Genomic DNA, 15,500 nt, shown 5'->3' with positions numbered 1-15,500 from the left:
TCGCAACCATCCGCTTTGCAGCTGATGTTCCCTTATGAAAGAGGTTGTACACCGTGGTTCAAACCTTGCAGAACTTCATCAATGGTGAGTTCGTCACGCCTGCGGGCACCGACCTGCTGGACATCGTTAACCCCACCAACGGCGAGGTTGTGGCGCAGTCTCCTGTGTCCATCCAGGCCGACGTCGACGCTGCCATGACCGCGGCCAAGGACGCCTTCAAGACCTGGAAGCACGCCACCCCCGGGCAGCGCCAGCTGATGCTCCTCAAGCTCGCGGACGCCGTTGAGGCCAACAGTGACGAACTTGTGGAGGCCCAGCACCGCAACACCGGGCAGGTGCGCAGCCTGATCGCGTCCGAGGAAGTGGCCGCCGGCGCGGACCAGCTCCGCTTCTTCGCCGGTGCCGCGCGCATCCTCGAGGGCAAGTCCGCGGGCGAGTACTTCGAAGGCCACACCTCCTATGTACGCCGCGAGCCCATCGGCGTCGTGGCCCAGGTTGCCCCGTGGAACTACCCGTTCCTGATGGCCATCTGGAAGATCGGCCCCGCCCTCGCGGCCGGCAACGCCGTGGTCCTCAAGCCCTCCGACACCACCCCGGAGTCCACCCTGGTGCTGGCCCGCCTGGCCGGCGACATCCTGCCCGCCGGCGTCCTGAACGTCGTTCTGGGAACCGGCGCAACCGGCGCGATGATGGTGGAGCACCGGGTCCCCGGCCTGGTCTCCATCACGGGTTCGGTCCGGGCCGGCATCGCCGTGGCCTCCGGGGCCGCGAAGGGCCTCAAGCGCGCCCACCTGGAGCTCGGCGGCAAGGCCCCGGCCATCGTGTTCAAGGACGCGGACATCAAGAAGAGCGCCGCGGCCATCGCCGAGTTCGCCTTCTTCAACGCCGGCCAGGACTGCACCGCCATCACCCGCGTGCTGGTTGAGGATTCGGTCCACGACGACGTCGTGGCAGCCATGGTGGAGCACACAAAGACCCTGCACACCGGCTCGCAGAACGACGAAGACAACTACTTCGGCCCGCTGAACAACGTGAACCACTTCAACGCCGTCACCTCCGTGGTGGAGCACCTGCCGGAAAACTGTCAGGTTGTTACGGGCGGGCACCGCGCCGGGGACAAGGGCTTCTTCTTCGAACCCACCATCGTCACCGGCGCCAAGCAGACCGACGACATCGTCCAGAAGGAAACCTTTGGCCCGGTCATCACCGTGCAGAAGTTCTCATCCGAAGCGGAGGCACTCGAGCTGGCCAACGACGTCGAATACGCACTCGCATCCAGCGTCTGGACGTCCGACCACGGCACGGCCATGCGGATGAGCCGCGACCTGGACTTCGGCGCGGTCTGGATCAACACCCACATCCTCCTCACCGCTGAAATGCCCCACGGTGGCTTCAAGCAGTCCGGCTACGGCAAGGACCTCTCCATGTACGGCGTCGAGGACTACACCCGCATCAAGCACGTCATGAGCGCACTCGACGCCTAGTCCCCACCGGCGCCCTAACCTCGCTCCGCTTCGGCCAGGGAACCCTGCCGGCGTGGGCCCATTCAGCAAGGAAAAACGACTCCCATGAGCACCACAGCAAGTGAAATCACCTTCCGCCTGGAACAGAAGCGCCGTGTCCAGGCCGACTTCCCGGGCCCCAAGTCCATCGCCCTGACCGAGCGCCGCAAGGCAGTGGTCGCCGCTGGTGTCGCCTCCGCCGTTCCGGTCTACGTTGCGGACGCCGACGGCGGCATCATCCACGACGTCGACGGCAACTCCTTCATTGATCTCGGCTCGGGCATCGCGGTGACCAGCGTCGGCGCATCCGATCCCGCCGTCGTCGGGGCCGTGAAGGAAGCGGTGGAGCACTTCACCCACACCTGCTTTATGGTCACTCCGTACGAGAGCTACGTTGCCCTCGCGGAGCAGCTCAACCGCCTGACCCCGGGTAGCCACGAGAAGCGGACCGTGCTGTTCAACTCCGGCGCAGAGGCTGTGGAGAACGCCGTCAAGGTGGCCCGCCTCGCCACCGGGCGTGACGCCGTCGTTGCCTTTGACCACGCCTACCACGGCCGCACCAACCTGACCATGGCGCTGACCGCGAAGGCGATGCCGTACAAGATCAACTTCGGCCCGTTCGCGCCCGAGGTCTACCGCATGCCCATGAGCTACCCGTACCGCGAGGAGAATGCCTCGATCACCGGTGCGGAGGCCGCCAAGCGCGCCATCTCCATGATCGAGAAGCAGATCGGCGGCGGCCAGGTGGCCGCGATCATCATCGAACCCATCCAGGGGGAGGGCGGCTTCATTGTCCCGGCCGAGGGTTTCCTGCCGGCACTGGCCGCCTGGGCCAAGGCAAACGGCGTGGTGTTCATCGCCGACGAGGTCCAGTCCGGTTTCTGCCGCACCGGCGAATGGTTCGCGGTGGACCACGAGGGCGTTGTCCCGGACATCATCACCATGGCCAAGGGCATCGCTGGCGGCATGCCGCTGTCCGCAATCACCGGCCGCGCGGACCTGCTGGACGCCGTCCACCCGGGCGGACTGGGCGGCACCTACGGCGGTAACCCGGTTGCCTGCGCTGCCGCGCTGGCCGCGATCGGATCCATGGAGGAATACAACCTCGCCGGCCGCGCGCGCCACATCGAGCAGCTTGCCACGGGACGCCTGCAGGAGCTGCAGGCTGAGCTCGCCGGCGCCGGGACTGCCGTGATCGGCGACATTCGTGGCCGCGGCGCGATGCTGGCCGTCGAACTGGTCCAGGCCGGGTCGAAGGAACCCAACCCCGAGCTGACCAAGGCCGTGGCCGCCGCTTGCCTCAAGGAAGGCGTCATCATCCTCACCTGCGGCACCTACGGCAACGTCATCCGCCTGCTGCCGCCGCTGGTCATCACCGACGACCTGCTGAACGACGGCCTGGACGTCCTCGCCGCGGCCATTAAGGCCAACGCTTAGGACTCACCTCCACAGAGTTAGCGTCCCCTCGCAACGGCGCGAACGAACACTTGAGGCCCTGGAAACTCGCGTTTCCAGGGCCTCAAGTGTTCGTTCGCGCTGGGGGTGGGGCTTAAGTGTTCGTTCGCGCTCGTCTTACGAGGTGCGGGCCCGCTTCCTTGCCAACGAGTTTTTTCGGGTGGCACGGAGCATGTCGACGGTCAGCAGCAGCAGGGCAAGCCACACCACCCCGAAGCCGATCCAGCGGCTGGTGGTCATGGCTTCCTGGAAGACCACCAGCGCCACGATGAACTGCAGGAGCGGGGCTACGTACTGCAGCAGCCCGATGGTGGTCATGGGCAGCCGGCGGGCCGATGCGCCGAAGAACAGCAGCGGCACCGCGGTGATCACGCCGGAGGCCGCCAGGAGCCAGAAATGCCCGGGGCCCTGGCTGGCCAGGGTGGCCGAGCCACTGACACCCAGGAACACCATGGTGGCCGCGGCGATCGGGGCCAGCACGATGGTTTCCAGGCTGAGGCTGGTCACCGCGTCCACTTTCGGGCCAACCCGTTTCTTCACAAACCCGTACAGCCCAAAGCTGAAGGCCAGTGTCAGCGCGATCCACGGCAGTTTGCCGTAGCTCACTGTCAGCACGGCTACTGCCACAAAACCGATCCCGACGGCGGCCCACTGGAGGGGGCGCAGCTTCTCCTTGAGGACGAACACACCCAGGAGGACCGAGACCAGCGGATTGATGAAGTAGCCCAGCGCGGCTTCGACAGCCTGGCCGGTGGTGACGCCGTAGGTGTACGTCAGCCAGTTCACGGCAATGAGGGCAGCCGCCAGGGCCAGTGAACCGAACACCGAGCGGTCCCGGAACGCCCGGGCCAGCGCGCGCCAGGACCGGGTGACGGTGATCAGGAGAATGCAGAAAAGCAGGGACCACACCACGCGGTTGGCCACGATCTCCACCGCTCCGGCGGGCATCAGCGCAAAGAAGTACAGGGGAAGCAGCCCCCACAACCCGTACGCGCCGAACCCGAACAGGACTCCCGCCGTCGTCTCCTTGTCCACAGCCTTAAGACCGGATGGAGCGGTGACAGCGGTCTTGGGCAAGGAGTTCGTTTCAGGGGGAGTAGGCACCTAACCAATAACACCAGTTGTTGGACTCGTATTCCAGTCAATAGTCAGTACGCTGTCCTTCATGGAACCGATGAACTCCCAGCTGGCCGTCCCGTGAGGCTCCGCCGCAGCAACGCGAACGGCCGCGGCTACCGTCGCGTGCCCGCCGGGACGGGGTTCAGCTACCGGGACCTGGCCGGCTCCACGCTGCCGCCGGGGCCGGTCCGGGACAGGCTGGAGAGCATCGGCATCCCGCCGGCCTGGACCGACGTCTGGATTGCGCCGTTCGACAACGGTCACATCCAGGCGACCGGCCTGGATGCGATGGGCCGGCGGCAGTACATCTACCACCCTGCCTGGCGCGAGCGGAAGGACCGGGTGAAGTTTGACCGCGCCCTGCAACTGGCCGAGTCGCTGCCCACCGCCCGCCGGCTGGTCACCCTGGACCTGCGCAGCGACGGTACCAGCCGCGAACGTGTACTGGCGGCGGCTTTCCGGATGCTGGACAGCGGGTCCCTGCGCGTGGGATCCGAGCGGTACACCAACGAGAACGGCAGCCGCGGCCTGGCCACGCTCCTGTGCGCGCATGTCCACGTCCGCAGGGAGTGCCTGGAGCTGAAGTTTCCGGCCAAGAGCGGCAAGGACTGGGAATCGGAAATCCACGACGCCGACCTCGCCGCCCTGGTGCGGACGCTTAAGCGCCGCGGTGGAAATGCCAGGCTGCTGGCGTACAAGGAGGGCCGGACCTGGCGGCCGGTCACCAGCGCGGACATCAATGCCTACGTCAAGGAGCGGACGGGCCTGGACTTCACCGCCAAGGACTTCCGGACGCTGCGCGGAACCGTGGCGGCCGCCATCAGCCTGGCGCGCAGCGGCCCGCAGAGGACTGTTTCGGCGCGGAAGGGCGCCATCAGCGTGGCCATGCTGGAGGCTGCCGCGGTACTGGGGAACACGCCGTCCATCGCGCGCAAAAGTTATGTTGATCCCCGGCTGCTGGACCACTTTGCCGCGGGGGAGACCATCGACCCCAAACGCCTGGACTCCGCGGAGGCCGAGCTCCGGGCGCTGTTGTACCGGGAAGGCGACGTGGTGCCGCTGGAACACATTTAGAATGGGACATTGTGCGCAACTGCACTGCGCGCTGCACTGCGCGTCTCCGTCGCAATCTCCTCGTTCCAGAAGGGCTCCCGGTGTCCAACCCAGGCGAAACCACCTCCAAGCGTCCACTCCGCGTTGCCATTGTGGGTGCGGGGCCGGCAGGTGTTTATGCGGCGGACATCCTGACCAAGTCCAACGGTGTTAAGGACGGCGATTTTGAGGTCAGCATCGACCTTTTCGAGGCCTACCCTGCCCCGTACGGCCTGATCCGCTACGGCGTCGCGCCGGACCACCCCCGCATCAAGGGGATCGTGAACGCGCTGCACAAGGTCCTGGACCGGGGCGACATCCGCTTCCTGGGCAACGTCACGTACGGCCGTGACCTCACCCTCCATGACTTCCGGGCCTTCTACGACGCCGTAATTTTCTCCACCGGCGCCATCAAGGACGCCGATCTGCCTATCCCGGGCATCGACCTGGCGGGATCATTCGGCGGCGCCGACTTTGTGTCCTGGTACGACGGCCACCCCGACGTGCCCCGCGACTGGCCGCTGGAAGCCAAGGAAATCGCGGTGATCGGCAATGGGAACGTGGCGCTGGATGTGGCCCGGATGCTCGTCAAGCACGCCGATGAACTCCTCACCACCGAGATCCCGGACAACGTCTACCAGGGCTTGAAGAACTCACCGGTCACGGACGTGCACGTCTTCGGCCGCCGTGGCCCGGCACAGGTCAAGTTCACGCCGCTGGAGCTGCGCGAGCTGAGCCACATGAAGGACGTGGACATTGTCCTGTACCCGGAGGACTTTGAGTTCGATGAGGCTTCCGACGACGCCATTCGCAGCAACAACCAGATCAAAACCATGGTGAACACGCTGACCAACTGGCTCGTGGAAGAGCACGCCGAAGCGGAAGAACCGTCCTCACGCCGCCTGCACCTGCACTTCCTGCACAGCCCGGTTGAGGTCTACGGAAACCCCGACGACGGCGGGTCCGGCCAGGTGGCCGGCATCAAGTTTGAGCGGATGGAACTGGACGGCACCGGCAACGTCAAGGGCACGGGCGAGTTTGTGGACTACCCCGTCCAGGCCGTGTACCGAGCCATCGGCTACCACGGCTCGCCCCTGGACGAGCTGGAATACAACGCCAAACGCGGAGTGATCCCCAACGAGGGCGGCCGCGTGCTCGACGCCGACGGCACCCCCGTCCCCGGCATCTACGCCACCGGCTGGATCAAGCGCGGGCCGGTCGGCCTGATCGGCCACACCAAGGGCGACGCCCTGGAAACCATCGGCTTCCTGCTGGAGGACCGGCTCACGCTTCCCCCGGCGGAGAATCCTGATCCGCAGGCCATCATCGACCTCTTGCAGGAGCGCAGCATCGAGTTCACCACGTGGGAGGGCTGGATCAAGCTGGATGCGCACGAAGCAGCCCTCGGCGCAGCGTGGACCGAAGGCGAGCCGGGCACCGACGGGACCGCCGCCGTCGTGCGTGAACGCATCAAGGTAGTCCCGCGCGAGGAAATGATCAGCATCTCCCGCGCCTGACCCAGCCTCACCCACCAAAACAGCGCGAACGGACACTTGAGGCCCCAGCCAGAGGGGCCTCAAGTGTCCGTTCGCGCAAGTGGGCTGGCGCTGGAGGGTTCGCGCTGGCGGCCAGTAGACTTGCAGGACCGATGGGAGTTCGATGAGGAACCTGATCCTGCCGCCGGCATCTGACGGCGAAGCGACAACGCTGGCCCAGCGTGATGCCCTGGCCGCGCATGAGCAGCTTGGCGCCCATGCATTTCCGGACGCGCCGGAAATCCCCGGGCTGCGCAGGCTGATCCGGGAATCCTGGCAGCGGTCCGTCAAACTGCAGGCCAACCCGGACAACCCCGAAGCACCCCTTGTCCTGCAGACGGACGAACTTGAGGAATACCGGCGGCAGCACCCTTTGGCCAGCATCATGCCCGTGATCCACAAGCTCCTGGTCCAGCCCAGCCACGACAGCGGCCTGCTCGTTGCTGTCGGTGACGAAGTTGGCCGTCTGCTCTGGGTGGAAGGGGATCCCGCCCTGCAGCGCCGCGCCGAAGGCATGATGTTCGTCCCGGGCGCCGACTGGTCAGAGGCCACGGTGGGGACCAGTGCGCCCGGAACTGCCCTGGCCCTGGGCCGCGGGATCCAGATTTCCGGGGCGGAGCATTACCAGCGGTCCGTGCACGCATGGAGCTGCACCGCCGTCCCGTTCCACGATCCGGATTCCGGTGCGCTGCTGGGCGTTGTGGACATTACGGGCAAGGCCAGTGCGGTGGCGGCCCACACGCTGTCCCTCGTAGAGGCGACCGTCGCTGCCGCGCAGGCGCAGCTCCGAGTTGAACGCCTGCAGCTGGCGGCGACCCTAGCCAGCCGGCCGGCCCGACGGCGGAACACCAGTACAGCGTCAGGGTCACGGTCGGCCAGATCGGACTCGGCGCGGGCCGGGGGAGTCGGCGGTGCTAAAGAAGGCAGCCTGTACCGCAACAGCCTGCAGCTGCTGGCCCGCGACCAGGCCCTGCTCAGTATCGAAGGAAAAACGGTGGCACTGTCCGCCCGCCACAGTGAAATCCTCGCACTGCTCAGCACCCACCCCGCCGGGCTGAGCGCCGAGGAGCTGAGCTTCCTGCTCTACCCGGGCGACGGCCCCACCATGACGCTCCGCGCGGAAATGGTCCGGTTGCGCAAGATCCTCCAGCAGCTCAACCCGGCCGCCGTCCCCGAATCCCGGCCGTACAAACTCACCATGGACCTGGTCCCGGACAGCGGGCAGGTGCTGACCTGTCTGCAGCGCGGCGCCCACCGGATTGCACTCGAAATCTACCGCGGCGCCGTGCTGCCGCGCTCCGAAGCGCCGGGCATCATCGACCTCCGCGACAGGGTCTCCTCGCTCATGCGCGAAGCGGTCCTGACGGACGGCAGTGCCGAGACGCTGCTCAAATACGCTGCCCTCCCGGAAGCGAGGGACGACGTCGCCGTCCGGACTGCCGCCCTGAAGCTGCTGCCGCTGCGCTCGCCGAAGCGGGCCGCCATCGTTGCGGACCTTGAGCGGCTGGAAGCTGAACTCAGCGCCTGACCAGCGGGGGCCGTGAGCTGGCTCACACCCGCGCAACCTGACTGCAACCTTCACACTCCTACGCTGAAACCAACGGCGGACGCCATCATCAGGCGCCACCTTTCATGCACAGCAAAGGAGCTAGCAATGACTGTTTACGCACAGCCCGGTACCGAGGGTTCGAAGGTCACGTTCAAGAACCGCTATGAGAACTGGATCGGCGGCGAGTGGGTTGCCCCCGTCAAGGGCCAGTACTTCGAGAACATCACACCCGTCACCGGTAAGGTCTTCTGCGAAGTGGCGCGCGGCACCGCGGAAGACGTTGAACTCGCCCTGGACGCGGCCCACAAGATTGCACCGTCCTGGGGCAAGACCTCCGTGGCCGAGCGCGCCGCGGTCCTGAACAAGATCGCCGACCGCATCGACGAGAACCTCGAGATGCTCGCCGTCGCCGAATCGTGGGACAACGGCAAGCCCATCCGCGAAACCCTGAACGCAGACATCCCCCTTGCCGCGGACCACTTCCGCTACTTCGCCGCCGCCGTCCGCGCCCAGGAGGGCCGGCTTTCACAGCTCGACGACGACACCACCGCCTACCACTATCACGAGCCGCTCGGCGTCGTGGGCCAGATCATCCCGTGGAACTTCCCCATCCTGATGGCCGTTTGGAAGCTTGCCCCCGCCCTCGCAGCCGGCAACGCCGTGGTCCTCAAGCCCGCAGAGCAGACGCCGTCGTCCATTTTGGTCCTGATGGAACTCATCGGTGACCTGCTGCCCGCCGGTGTGCTCAACGTGGTCAACGGCTTCGGCGTCGAGGCCGGCAAGCCGCTCGCGTCCAGCCCGCGGATCCGCAAGATCGCCTTCACCGGCGAAACCTCCACTGGCCGCCTGATCAGCCAGTATGCGTCCCAGAACCTGATCCCCGTCACCCTGGAGCTCGGCGGCAAGAGCCCGAACATCTTCTTCAACGATGTTGCCGAGTCCGACGACGCGTTCTATGACAAGGCGCAGGAGGGCTTCGCGCTCTTCGCCTTCAACCAGGGCGAGGTCTGCACCTGCCCGTCCCGCGCACTGGTCCAGGAGGACATCTACGATTCCTTCATGGCCGACGCCGTGGCCCGGGTGGAGAAAATCATCCAGGGCAACCCGCTGGACACCGAAACCCAGCTCGGCGCCCAGGCCTCCAACGACCAGCTTGAGAAGATCCTCTCCTACATTGACATCGGCAAGCAGGAGGGCGCCAAGGTGCTTACCGGCGGCGCCCGCGCCGAAATGGCCGGCGACCTGGCCGGCGGATATTACGTTCAGCCCACCGTTTTCGAGGGCCACAACAAGATGCGGATCTTCCAGGAGGAGATCTTCGGACCTGTTGTGTCTGTCGCCCGGTTCAGCGACTACGACGACGCGATGGAAATCGCCAACGACACCCTCTACGGGCTTGGCGCCGGCGTCTGGTCGCGGAACGGCAACGTCGCCTACCGCGCCGGGCGCGAGATCCAGGCCGGCCGTGTCTGGGTCAACAACTACCACGCCTACCCGGCTGGCGCCGCGTTCGGCGGGTACAAGTCCTCCGGCATCGGACGTGAAAACCACTCCATGATGCTGGACCACTACCAGCAGACCAAGAACCTGCTGGTCAGCTACAACGAAAACAAGCTCGGCTTCTTCTAAGCCCTCAGGAAGGCAGCACCACCTCCACCGCTCCAACGCTTTATCAACGCAAGGATTTCGCCAATGACGACGACAATGCAAGCAGCAGTAGTAACCGAGTTCGGCAAGGATCTTCAGATCCAGACCCTCCCCATTCCAACCCCGGGCCGGGGTGAGGCGCTGGTCAAGGTCATCACCACCGGCGTCTGCCACACCGACCTCCACGCGGCGGCGGGCGACTGGCCGGTCAAGCCGACACCACCGTTCATCCCCGGCCACGAAGGCGTAGGGGAAGTGGTTGCCCTGGGCGAAGGGGTCACCGACCTGGCTGTCGGCGACCTCGTCGGCAACGCCTGGCTCTGGTCCGCCTGCGGCGACTGCCAGTACTGCCGGACCGGCTGGGAGACGCTCTGCGAAGTGCAGAAGAACGCAGGCTACAGTGTGGACGGTTCCTTCGGGGAGTACATGCTCGTGGACACGCGTTTTGCGGCCCGCATCCCGGCGGGCTCGGACCCCGTCGAAATCGCCCCGGTGCTTTGCGCCGGCGTCACGGTCTACAAGGGTCTGAAGATGACCGAAGCCAAGCCCGGACAGTGGGTTACCATTTCCGGCATCGGCGGCCTCGGCCACATTGCTGTCCAGTACGCCGTGGCGATGGGCCTGCGGGTAGCGGCCGTGGATATCGCGGACGACAAACTCGCCCTGGCCAAGAAGCATGGTGCGGAGCTGACCGTCAACGCGCTGCACGAAGATCCCGCTGAAGTTATCCAACGCGAAACCGGAGGTTGCCATGGAGTCCTGGTCACCGCAGTACACCCGTCTGCTTTTGGCCAGGCGATCGGCATGGCCCGTCGGGGCGGGACGATTGTGTTCAACGGCCTGCCGCCGGGCGACTTCCCGGCACCGATCTTCGAGATTGTGCTCAAGGGCCTGACCGTCCGCGGCTCGATCGTGGGGACCCGGCAGGACCTGGAGGAAGCACTCGAGTTCTACGCCGAGGGCAAGATCCATCCCACGGTGTCCACCCGGGAACTCTCCGAGGTCAACGCCGTTCTTGACGAGATGAAACACGCCAAGATCGACGGCCGCGTCGTCATCAAGTACTGATGATGGAGGCGAGGCTTGACGCGGCAGTGACGCTGCCCGGGGAGGACATCTCCCGCGTGGCGCTCACGGCCGAGGCCCTGGAACTGCTCAGGAAACTATGGGGCCAGCACGGACCCCTCATGTTCCACCAGTCAGGCGGCTGCTGCGACGGGTCCTCGCCCATGTGTTATCCGGCCGGGGAGTTCATCACCGCGGAAGCTGACGTCCTCCTGGGGCTGTTCGACATCGCCGACGGCCTGGAGCCGTGGCCCCTCGAGTTCTGGATGTCCAAGGAGCAGTTCAACTACTGGAGCCACACCCATCTGACCGTGGACGTGGTCCAGGGCCGGGGGAGCGGATTCTCGGTTGAGTCGCCGGAAGGCAAACGGTTCCTGATCCGGTCAAAGCTGATGGACTGGCCCGTCTAAACGGTTCGATCGAAAGGCCCTTGAGGTCCTCCAAAGGAGGGCTTCAGGGGCCTTTTCGCAATTATCTTCGGCATTAGTTGCGTCTCACCATGCGGGACGGGTGTGAACGTCCAGTGGGTGGACAAGTATCGTTGATGGGTCTGTTTCCAATACAAATCAGGATTGTGGAATTCCTTATGAACCTTCTCCGGACCAAATCCATCGAGCAGTCCATAGCCGACGCCGATGAACCCGGACGCAAGCTCAAGCGGTCGCTGAGCAGCTGGGACCTGATGATCATGGGTGTCGCAGTCGCCGTCGGCGCCGGTATCTTCTCGGTGGGCGCCAAGGCCGCAGCCAACTTCTCCGGCCCCGCCGTGACGCTGTCCTTCGCCGTTGCCGCCGTGACGTGTGCCCTGGCCATCATGTGCTATGCCGAGTTTGCGACAGCTATTCCGGTCGCCGGGTCGGCCTACGTCTTCACGTACGCCACCATGGGCGAACTGCTCGCCTGGATCATCGGCTGGAACCTGATCCTGGAACTGTTCACCGCTGCGGCAGTGATCGCCAAGTACTGGGGCATCTACCTCAGCAAGGTGTTTGCACTGATGGGCGCCGACGTGCCGCCGGCGCTGTCGATCGGCGGCGTGAACCTCTACTGGGGCGCGTTCCTGATCGTTGCCGTCTTCACCGTGCTGCTGGTTATGGGCACCAAGCTCTCCGCCCGCGTGGGCAACGTCTTCACCCTGATTAAGATCGCCGTGGTGCTGTTTGTGATCGTGGTGGGTTTCACGTACGTGAAGTTCGAGAACTACGTGCCGTTTGTGCCTGCGGCGGAACCCACAGCCAGCGGCGCCGCGGACGTCCTGAAGCAGTCATTCTTCGGCTTCCTCACCGGCGCCGCGCCTGCACAGTACGGCACTCTGGGGATCTTCGCCGGCGCTGCCCTGGTGTTCTTCGCCTTCATCGGCTTTGACGTCGTGGCCACGTCCGCGGAGGAAGTCAAGAACCCGCAGAAGACCCTGCCGCGCGGCATCTTCGGCGGCCTGGCCGTGGTGACGCTGCTATACATCCTGGTGTCCCTCGCGCTCACCGGCATGGTGTCCTACACGGACCTCGCGGCAGCTGAAACCCCCACCCTCACCACCGCCTTCGAGGCCGTCGGCAATACCACCGCGGCTAAGGTCATCGCCTTCGGCTCCCTGATCGGCCTCACCACCGTCATCATGGTGCTGCTGATGGGGCTGTCCCGCGTGGTGCTGGCCATGAGCCGCGATGGGCTGCTGCCCCGCGCACTGTCCAAGACCAGCGAAAAGCGTTCGACGCCGGTCCGCCTCCAGATCATCTGCGGCGCCGCAGTAGCACTTGTGGCCGGCCTGACCAACGTGGACCTGCTGGAGGAAATGATCAACATCGGCACGCTGTCCGCGTTTGTGGTGGTGAGCCTGGGCATCCTGGTGCTGCGCAAAAAGCGCCCGGACCTGAAGCCGTCCTTCCGCGTTCCGTTCGGCAAGGTCCTGCCGGTGGTTTCCGCCGTCCTGTGCCTGTACCTGATGACGAACCTCGCCGTGGAGACCTGGATCTTTTTTGCCGGCTGGCTGGTCATCGGCGTGGTGATCTATTTCGCCTACGGTCAGCGGCACTCCCGCCTGAACGAAAGGTTCGCCGAAGCAAAGTCCGCCGTGGACGCCACGGAATCCAGCGCGGACGCCGGCCTTGCCGGCCGTGCAGCAGCCGAGGACGAAGCCCTCAGCCGCCAGTAGGCCCGTACCCGCGCAGCTGCCAAGGCTGCTTCGCCACAGAGGCACCCGTCCACCCCGTAGGTGGCAGGGTGCCTCTGCCGTTTAACCCTCCTTGTGATCCGGCCGATTTTCTACAGGAAAGTCCGGAGTCAGGGCTCTGCGTGCCGGCCTACCCAGTCCACCAGGGGCCGCAACTCGTCCCACAGCCCCGCGATTTCCCGTACGGCGATTTGTCTTGGGAGAACCTGATGTCCCGGTTGGGCCGGAAGATCTTGCCCGGCCCGAACCGGGGCTCCAGTTCGGCCAGCAGGGCCGTGACCGGATCCCGCACGAGGGTGTTGTAGCCGTCCTTGCGGAAACACGTCCGCCCCGCCACGAAACCGTGACGGGGCGGACGTTGCACCACAAGGGGCGGAGAAACTAGCCGATCTTGTTGGCAGCCTCAGCGTCGGAATCAGGGGAGCCCGTGCCCAGGTTGGCGCGCAGCTTGGCGCCGAGTTCGGCGTCCACGTTGGTCCAGTACTGGATGGCTCGTTCCTTGATCTCGGCGATCTTCACGCCGCCCACAGCACCGGTGATGGTGTCCAGCAGGCGGGCCTTGGCGCCGTCGTCGAACACCTCGCGGTACAGGGTGCCAGCCTGGACGAAGTCGCCGTCCTCGGCGTGCAGGGAGTGTGCGGAGAGCGTAAGCTCGCCGTCGTTCTCCCAGCCACCGGCCGGGGAAGCCGGCTCAACGGCAGCGGGACCGTTAAAGGAGTTCGGCGCGTAAACCGGTACTGAGGGGGCGTTGAAGTGGTAACGCCCGGCGCCGTCCTGGCTGTAGTTGTTGACCTGGTTCTTCGGCTGGTTCACCGGGATCTGCGCGTGGTTGGTGCCCACGCGGTAGCGGTGTGCGTCGGCGTAGGAGAAGATGCGGGCCTGCAGCATCTTGTCCGGGGAAGCGGCGATACCGGGCACGAAGTTCGACGGCGCGAAGGTGGCCTGTTCGATCTGCGAGAAGTAGTTCTCCGGGTTCTTGTTCAGCTCCATGGTGCCCACGTGGATCAGCGGGTAGTCCGTGTGCGGCCACACCTTGGTGAGGTCGAACGGGTTGAAGCGGTAGCCCTTGGCATCTTCGTACGGCATGACCTGGACGTGCAGTTCCCAGGACGGGAAGTTGCCCTCGGCGATGTTTTCCTGCAGGTCGCGGATGTAGAAGTCCGCGTCCGAGCCGGCCAGCTCTTCAGCCTGGTCGCCGGACATGGTCTTGACGCCCTGGTTGGACTTGAAGTGGTACTTGACCCAGAAGCGCTCGCCCGCGGCGTTGATCCACTGGTAGGTGTGCGAGCCGTAGCCCTGCATTTCACGCCAGGAGGCCGGCAGGCCGCGGTCGCCCATGAGCCAGGTGACCTGGTGTGCGGACTCGGGGGACAGGGTCCAGAAGTCCCACTGCATGTCGGCGTCGCGCAGGTGGGTGCCCGGGAGGCGCTTCTGCGAGTGGATGAAGTCCGGGAACTTGATGCCGTCGCGGATGAAGAAGACGGGGGTGTTGTTGCCCACGAGGTCGTAGTTGCCCTCGGAGGTGTAGAACTTGACGGCGAAACCGCGGGGGTCGCGCCAGGTGTCCGGGGAGCCTGCTTCGCCGGCAACCGAGGAGAAGCGGATCAGCATCTCGGTCTCAGCGCCCGGCTGCAGGAACGCGGCCTTGGTGTACTTGGAGATGTCCGAAGTGGCCTTGAACGTACCGAATGCGCCGCCGCCCTTGGCGTGCACTACGCGCTCCGGTACCCGCTCGCGGTTGAACTGGGCGAGCTTTTCGATCAGGTAGTGGTCCGTGAGGATGATGGCGCCGTCGGCACCGACGGACTGTGCGTGCGCGTCGGAAGTGACGGGCGCGCCGGACTGGGTTGTTGAGATGTTCGCAGTCATTTTTCTCCTATTTCTCGATTACTTGTGAGGGACGTTCAGAAGGAAGTTTTTGGGACGCCTGGCAGTCCTGGCAGATGCCCTGGTACATCACGTCGGCGATCTGGATGGTCATCGGCTTGGAGTTCTCATCCCAGTGCGGGGTGAGGCAGGGCGCGTGTCCGACGGCGCAGTCGACGTCCTCCACGAGGCCGCAGCTGATGCAGATGGCGTGGTGGTGGTTGTCACCGACGCGGGTCTCGTACAGGGCCGGGGAATGCGGCGGTTCGAAGCGGCGCAGCATGTGCAGATCGGTCAGGTCGCCGAGGACCACGTATACGGATTGCGCGGTCAGCTCCGGAAGCTCGGTGCGCGCGGCGGCCAGGATGCTCTCCGCGGGGGAGTGCGGGTGATGTTCGACGGCGGTGAGCACGGCGAGCCGCTGCCTGGTCACCCGGCGGCCGTGGGCGCGCAGGGCAGCAGCCCATGCATCGTGGCCGCCAAAGTGTTCCGTCATGCCT

Annotated in this window: 12 protein-coding genes and 1 pseudogene; 9 read left to right on the top strand and 4 right to left on the bottom strand. The window is 65.4% G+C overall.

Annotated elements, in window-relative coordinates:
* Positions 1–53 precede the first annotated feature (53 nt).
* Both QK290_RS04955 and gabT read left to right on the top strand, forming a co-directional pair.
* Positions 54–1,484 (top strand): gamma-aminobutyraldehyde dehydrogenase, encoded by a 1,431-nt coding sequence (locus QK290_RS04955; protein WP_282329569.1) that lies wholly within the window; start codon positions 54–56, stop codon positions 1,482–1,484.
* 84 nt (positions 1,485–1,568) lie between these two features.
* The gene (gabT, locus tag QK290_RS04950) at positions 1,569–2,939 is read left to right on the top strand and encodes a 4-aminobutyrate--2-oxoglutarate transaminase (protein ID WP_282329568.1); all 1,371 of its coding nucleotides are present in this window, start codon (positions 1,569–1,571) and stop codon (positions 2,937–2,939) included.
* Between the two features lie 135 nt (positions 2,940–3,074).
* Here the strand turns inward: gabT and rarD are convergent, their stop codons facing one another.
* Entirely contained in the window at positions 3,075–4,034 is a 960-nt protein-coding gene (gene rarD, locus QK290_RS04945; protein WP_282329567.1) for an EamA family transporter RarD, read from the bottom strand.
* 120 nt (positions 4,035–4,154) lie between these two features.
* Between rarD and QK290_RS04940 the strand changes: the two genes are divergently transcribed.
* The 7 genes from QK290_RS04940 (at position 4,155) to QK290_RS04910 (ending at position 13,116) form a co-directional block, all read left to right on the top strand.
* Positions 4,155–5,150 carry a DNA topoisomerase IB gene (locus QK290_RS04940; protein WP_282329566.1) on the top strand — a complete coding sequence of 332 codons (996 nt, stop codon included), beginning with the start codon at positions 4,155–4,157 and terminating at the stop codon, positions 5,148–5,150.
* Positions 5,151–5,230: 80 nt separating this feature from the next.
* Positions 5,231–6,685, top strand: a complete 1,455-nt coding sequence (locus QK290_RS04935; protein ID WP_282329565.1) for an FAD-dependent oxidoreductase — start codon at positions 5,231–5,233, stop codon at positions 6,683–6,685.
* Between the two features lie 142 nt (positions 6,686–6,827).
* Positions 6,828–8,231 carry a GAF domain-containing protein gene (locus QK290_RS04930; protein WP_282329564.1) on the top strand — a complete coding sequence of 468 codons (1,404 nt, stop codon included), beginning with the start codon at positions 6,828–6,830 and terminating at the stop codon, positions 8,229–8,231.
* 126 nt (positions 8,232–8,357) lie between these two features.
* Positions 8,358–9,881, top strand: a complete 1,524-nt coding sequence (locus QK290_RS04925; protein ID WP_282329563.1) for an aldehyde dehydrogenase family protein — start codon at positions 8,358–8,360, stop codon at positions 9,879–9,881.
* A gap of 63 nt (positions 9,882–9,944) precedes the next feature.
* Positions 9,945–10,967, top strand: a complete 1,023-nt coding sequence (gene adhP, locus QK290_RS04920; RefSeq protein ID WP_282329562.1) for an alcohol dehydrogenase AdhP — start codon at positions 9,945–9,947, stop codon at positions 10,965–10,967.
* Positions 10,967–11,374 carry a DUF779 domain-containing protein gene (locus tag QK290_RS04915; RefSeq protein ID WP_282329561.1) on the top strand — a complete coding sequence of 136 codons (408 nt, stop codon included), beginning with the start codon at positions 10,967–10,969 and terminating at the stop codon, positions 11,372–11,374. Before adhP ends, QK290_RS04915 begins: the two co-directional genes overlap by 1 nt.
* Positions 11,375–11,550: 176 nt before the next feature.
* On the top strand, positions 11,551–13,116 hold the full coding sequence (locus QK290_RS04910) for an amino acid permease (RefSeq protein ID WP_282329560.1): 1,566 nt from the start codon (positions 11,551–11,553) through the stop codon (positions 13,114–13,116).
* A gap of 184 nt (positions 13,117–13,300) precedes the next feature.
* Here the strand turns inward: QK290_RS04910 and QK290_RS04905 are convergent.
* The 3 genes and pseudogenes from QK290_RS04905 to QK290_RS04895 form a co-directional block, all read right to left on the bottom strand.
* Positions 13,301–13,438: pseudogene (locus tag QK290_RS04905) on the bottom strand (DUF2461 family protein); the annotation flags it as partial.
* A gap of 77 nt (positions 13,439–13,515) precedes the next feature.
* Positions 13,516–15,003 carry a catalase gene (locus tag QK290_RS04900; RefSeq protein ID WP_282329559.1) on the bottom strand — a complete coding sequence of 496 codons (1,488 nt, stop codon included), beginning with the start codon at positions 15,001–15,003 and terminating at the stop codon, positions 13,516–13,518.
* Positions 15,004–15,010: 7 nt separating this feature from the next.
* Positions 15,011–15,496, bottom strand: a complete 486-nt coding sequence (locus QK290_RS04895; protein ID WP_282329558.1) for a Fur family transcriptional regulator — start codon at positions 15,494–15,496, stop codon at positions 15,011–15,013.
* Between the last annotated feature and the right edge of the window lie 4 nt (positions 15,497–15,500).

Origin of the sequence: Pseudarthrobacter sp. AL07 (assembly GCF_029960665.1) — a bacterium.
In the GTDB taxonomy this organism is placed as follows: Bacteria; Actinomycetota; Actinomycetes; order Actinomycetales; family Micrococcaceae; genus Arthrobacter.
Note: the sequence above shows the minus strand (reverse complement) of the source record. Positions and strands in the feature narration are given on the sequence as shown.

Coding starts and splice junctions, on each gene's coding strand:
- QK290_RS04930 (WP_282329564.1), top strand. CDS start 6,828: ATGAGGAACCTGATCCTGCCGCCGGCATCTGACGGCGAAGCGACAACG.
- QK290_RS04910 (WP_282329560.1), top strand. CDS start 11,551: ATGAACCTTCTCCGGACCAAATCCATCGAGCAGTCCATAGCCGACGCC.
- QK290_RS04925 (WP_282329563.1), top strand. CDS start 8,358: ATGACTGTTTACGCACAGCCCGGTACCGAGGGTTCGAAGGTCACGTTC.
- adhP (WP_282329562.1), top strand. CDS start 9,945: ATGACGACGACAATGCAAGCAGCAGTAGTAACCGAGTTCGGCAAGGAT.
- QK290_RS04895 (WP_282329558.1), bottom strand. CDS start 15,496: ATGACGGAACACTTTGGCGGCCACGATGCATGGGCTGCTGCCCTGCGC.
- QK290_RS04900 (WP_282329559.1), bottom strand. CDS start 15,003: ATGACTGCGAACATCTCAACAACCCAGTCCGGCGCGCCCGTCACTTCC.
- gabT (WP_282329568.1), top strand. CDS start 1,569: ATGAGCACCACAGCAAGTGAAATCACCTTCCGCCTGGAACAGAAGCGC.
- QK290_RS04915 (WP_282329561.1), top strand. CDS start 10,967: ATGATGGAGGCGAGGCTTGACGCGGCAGTGACGCTGCCCGGGGAGGAC.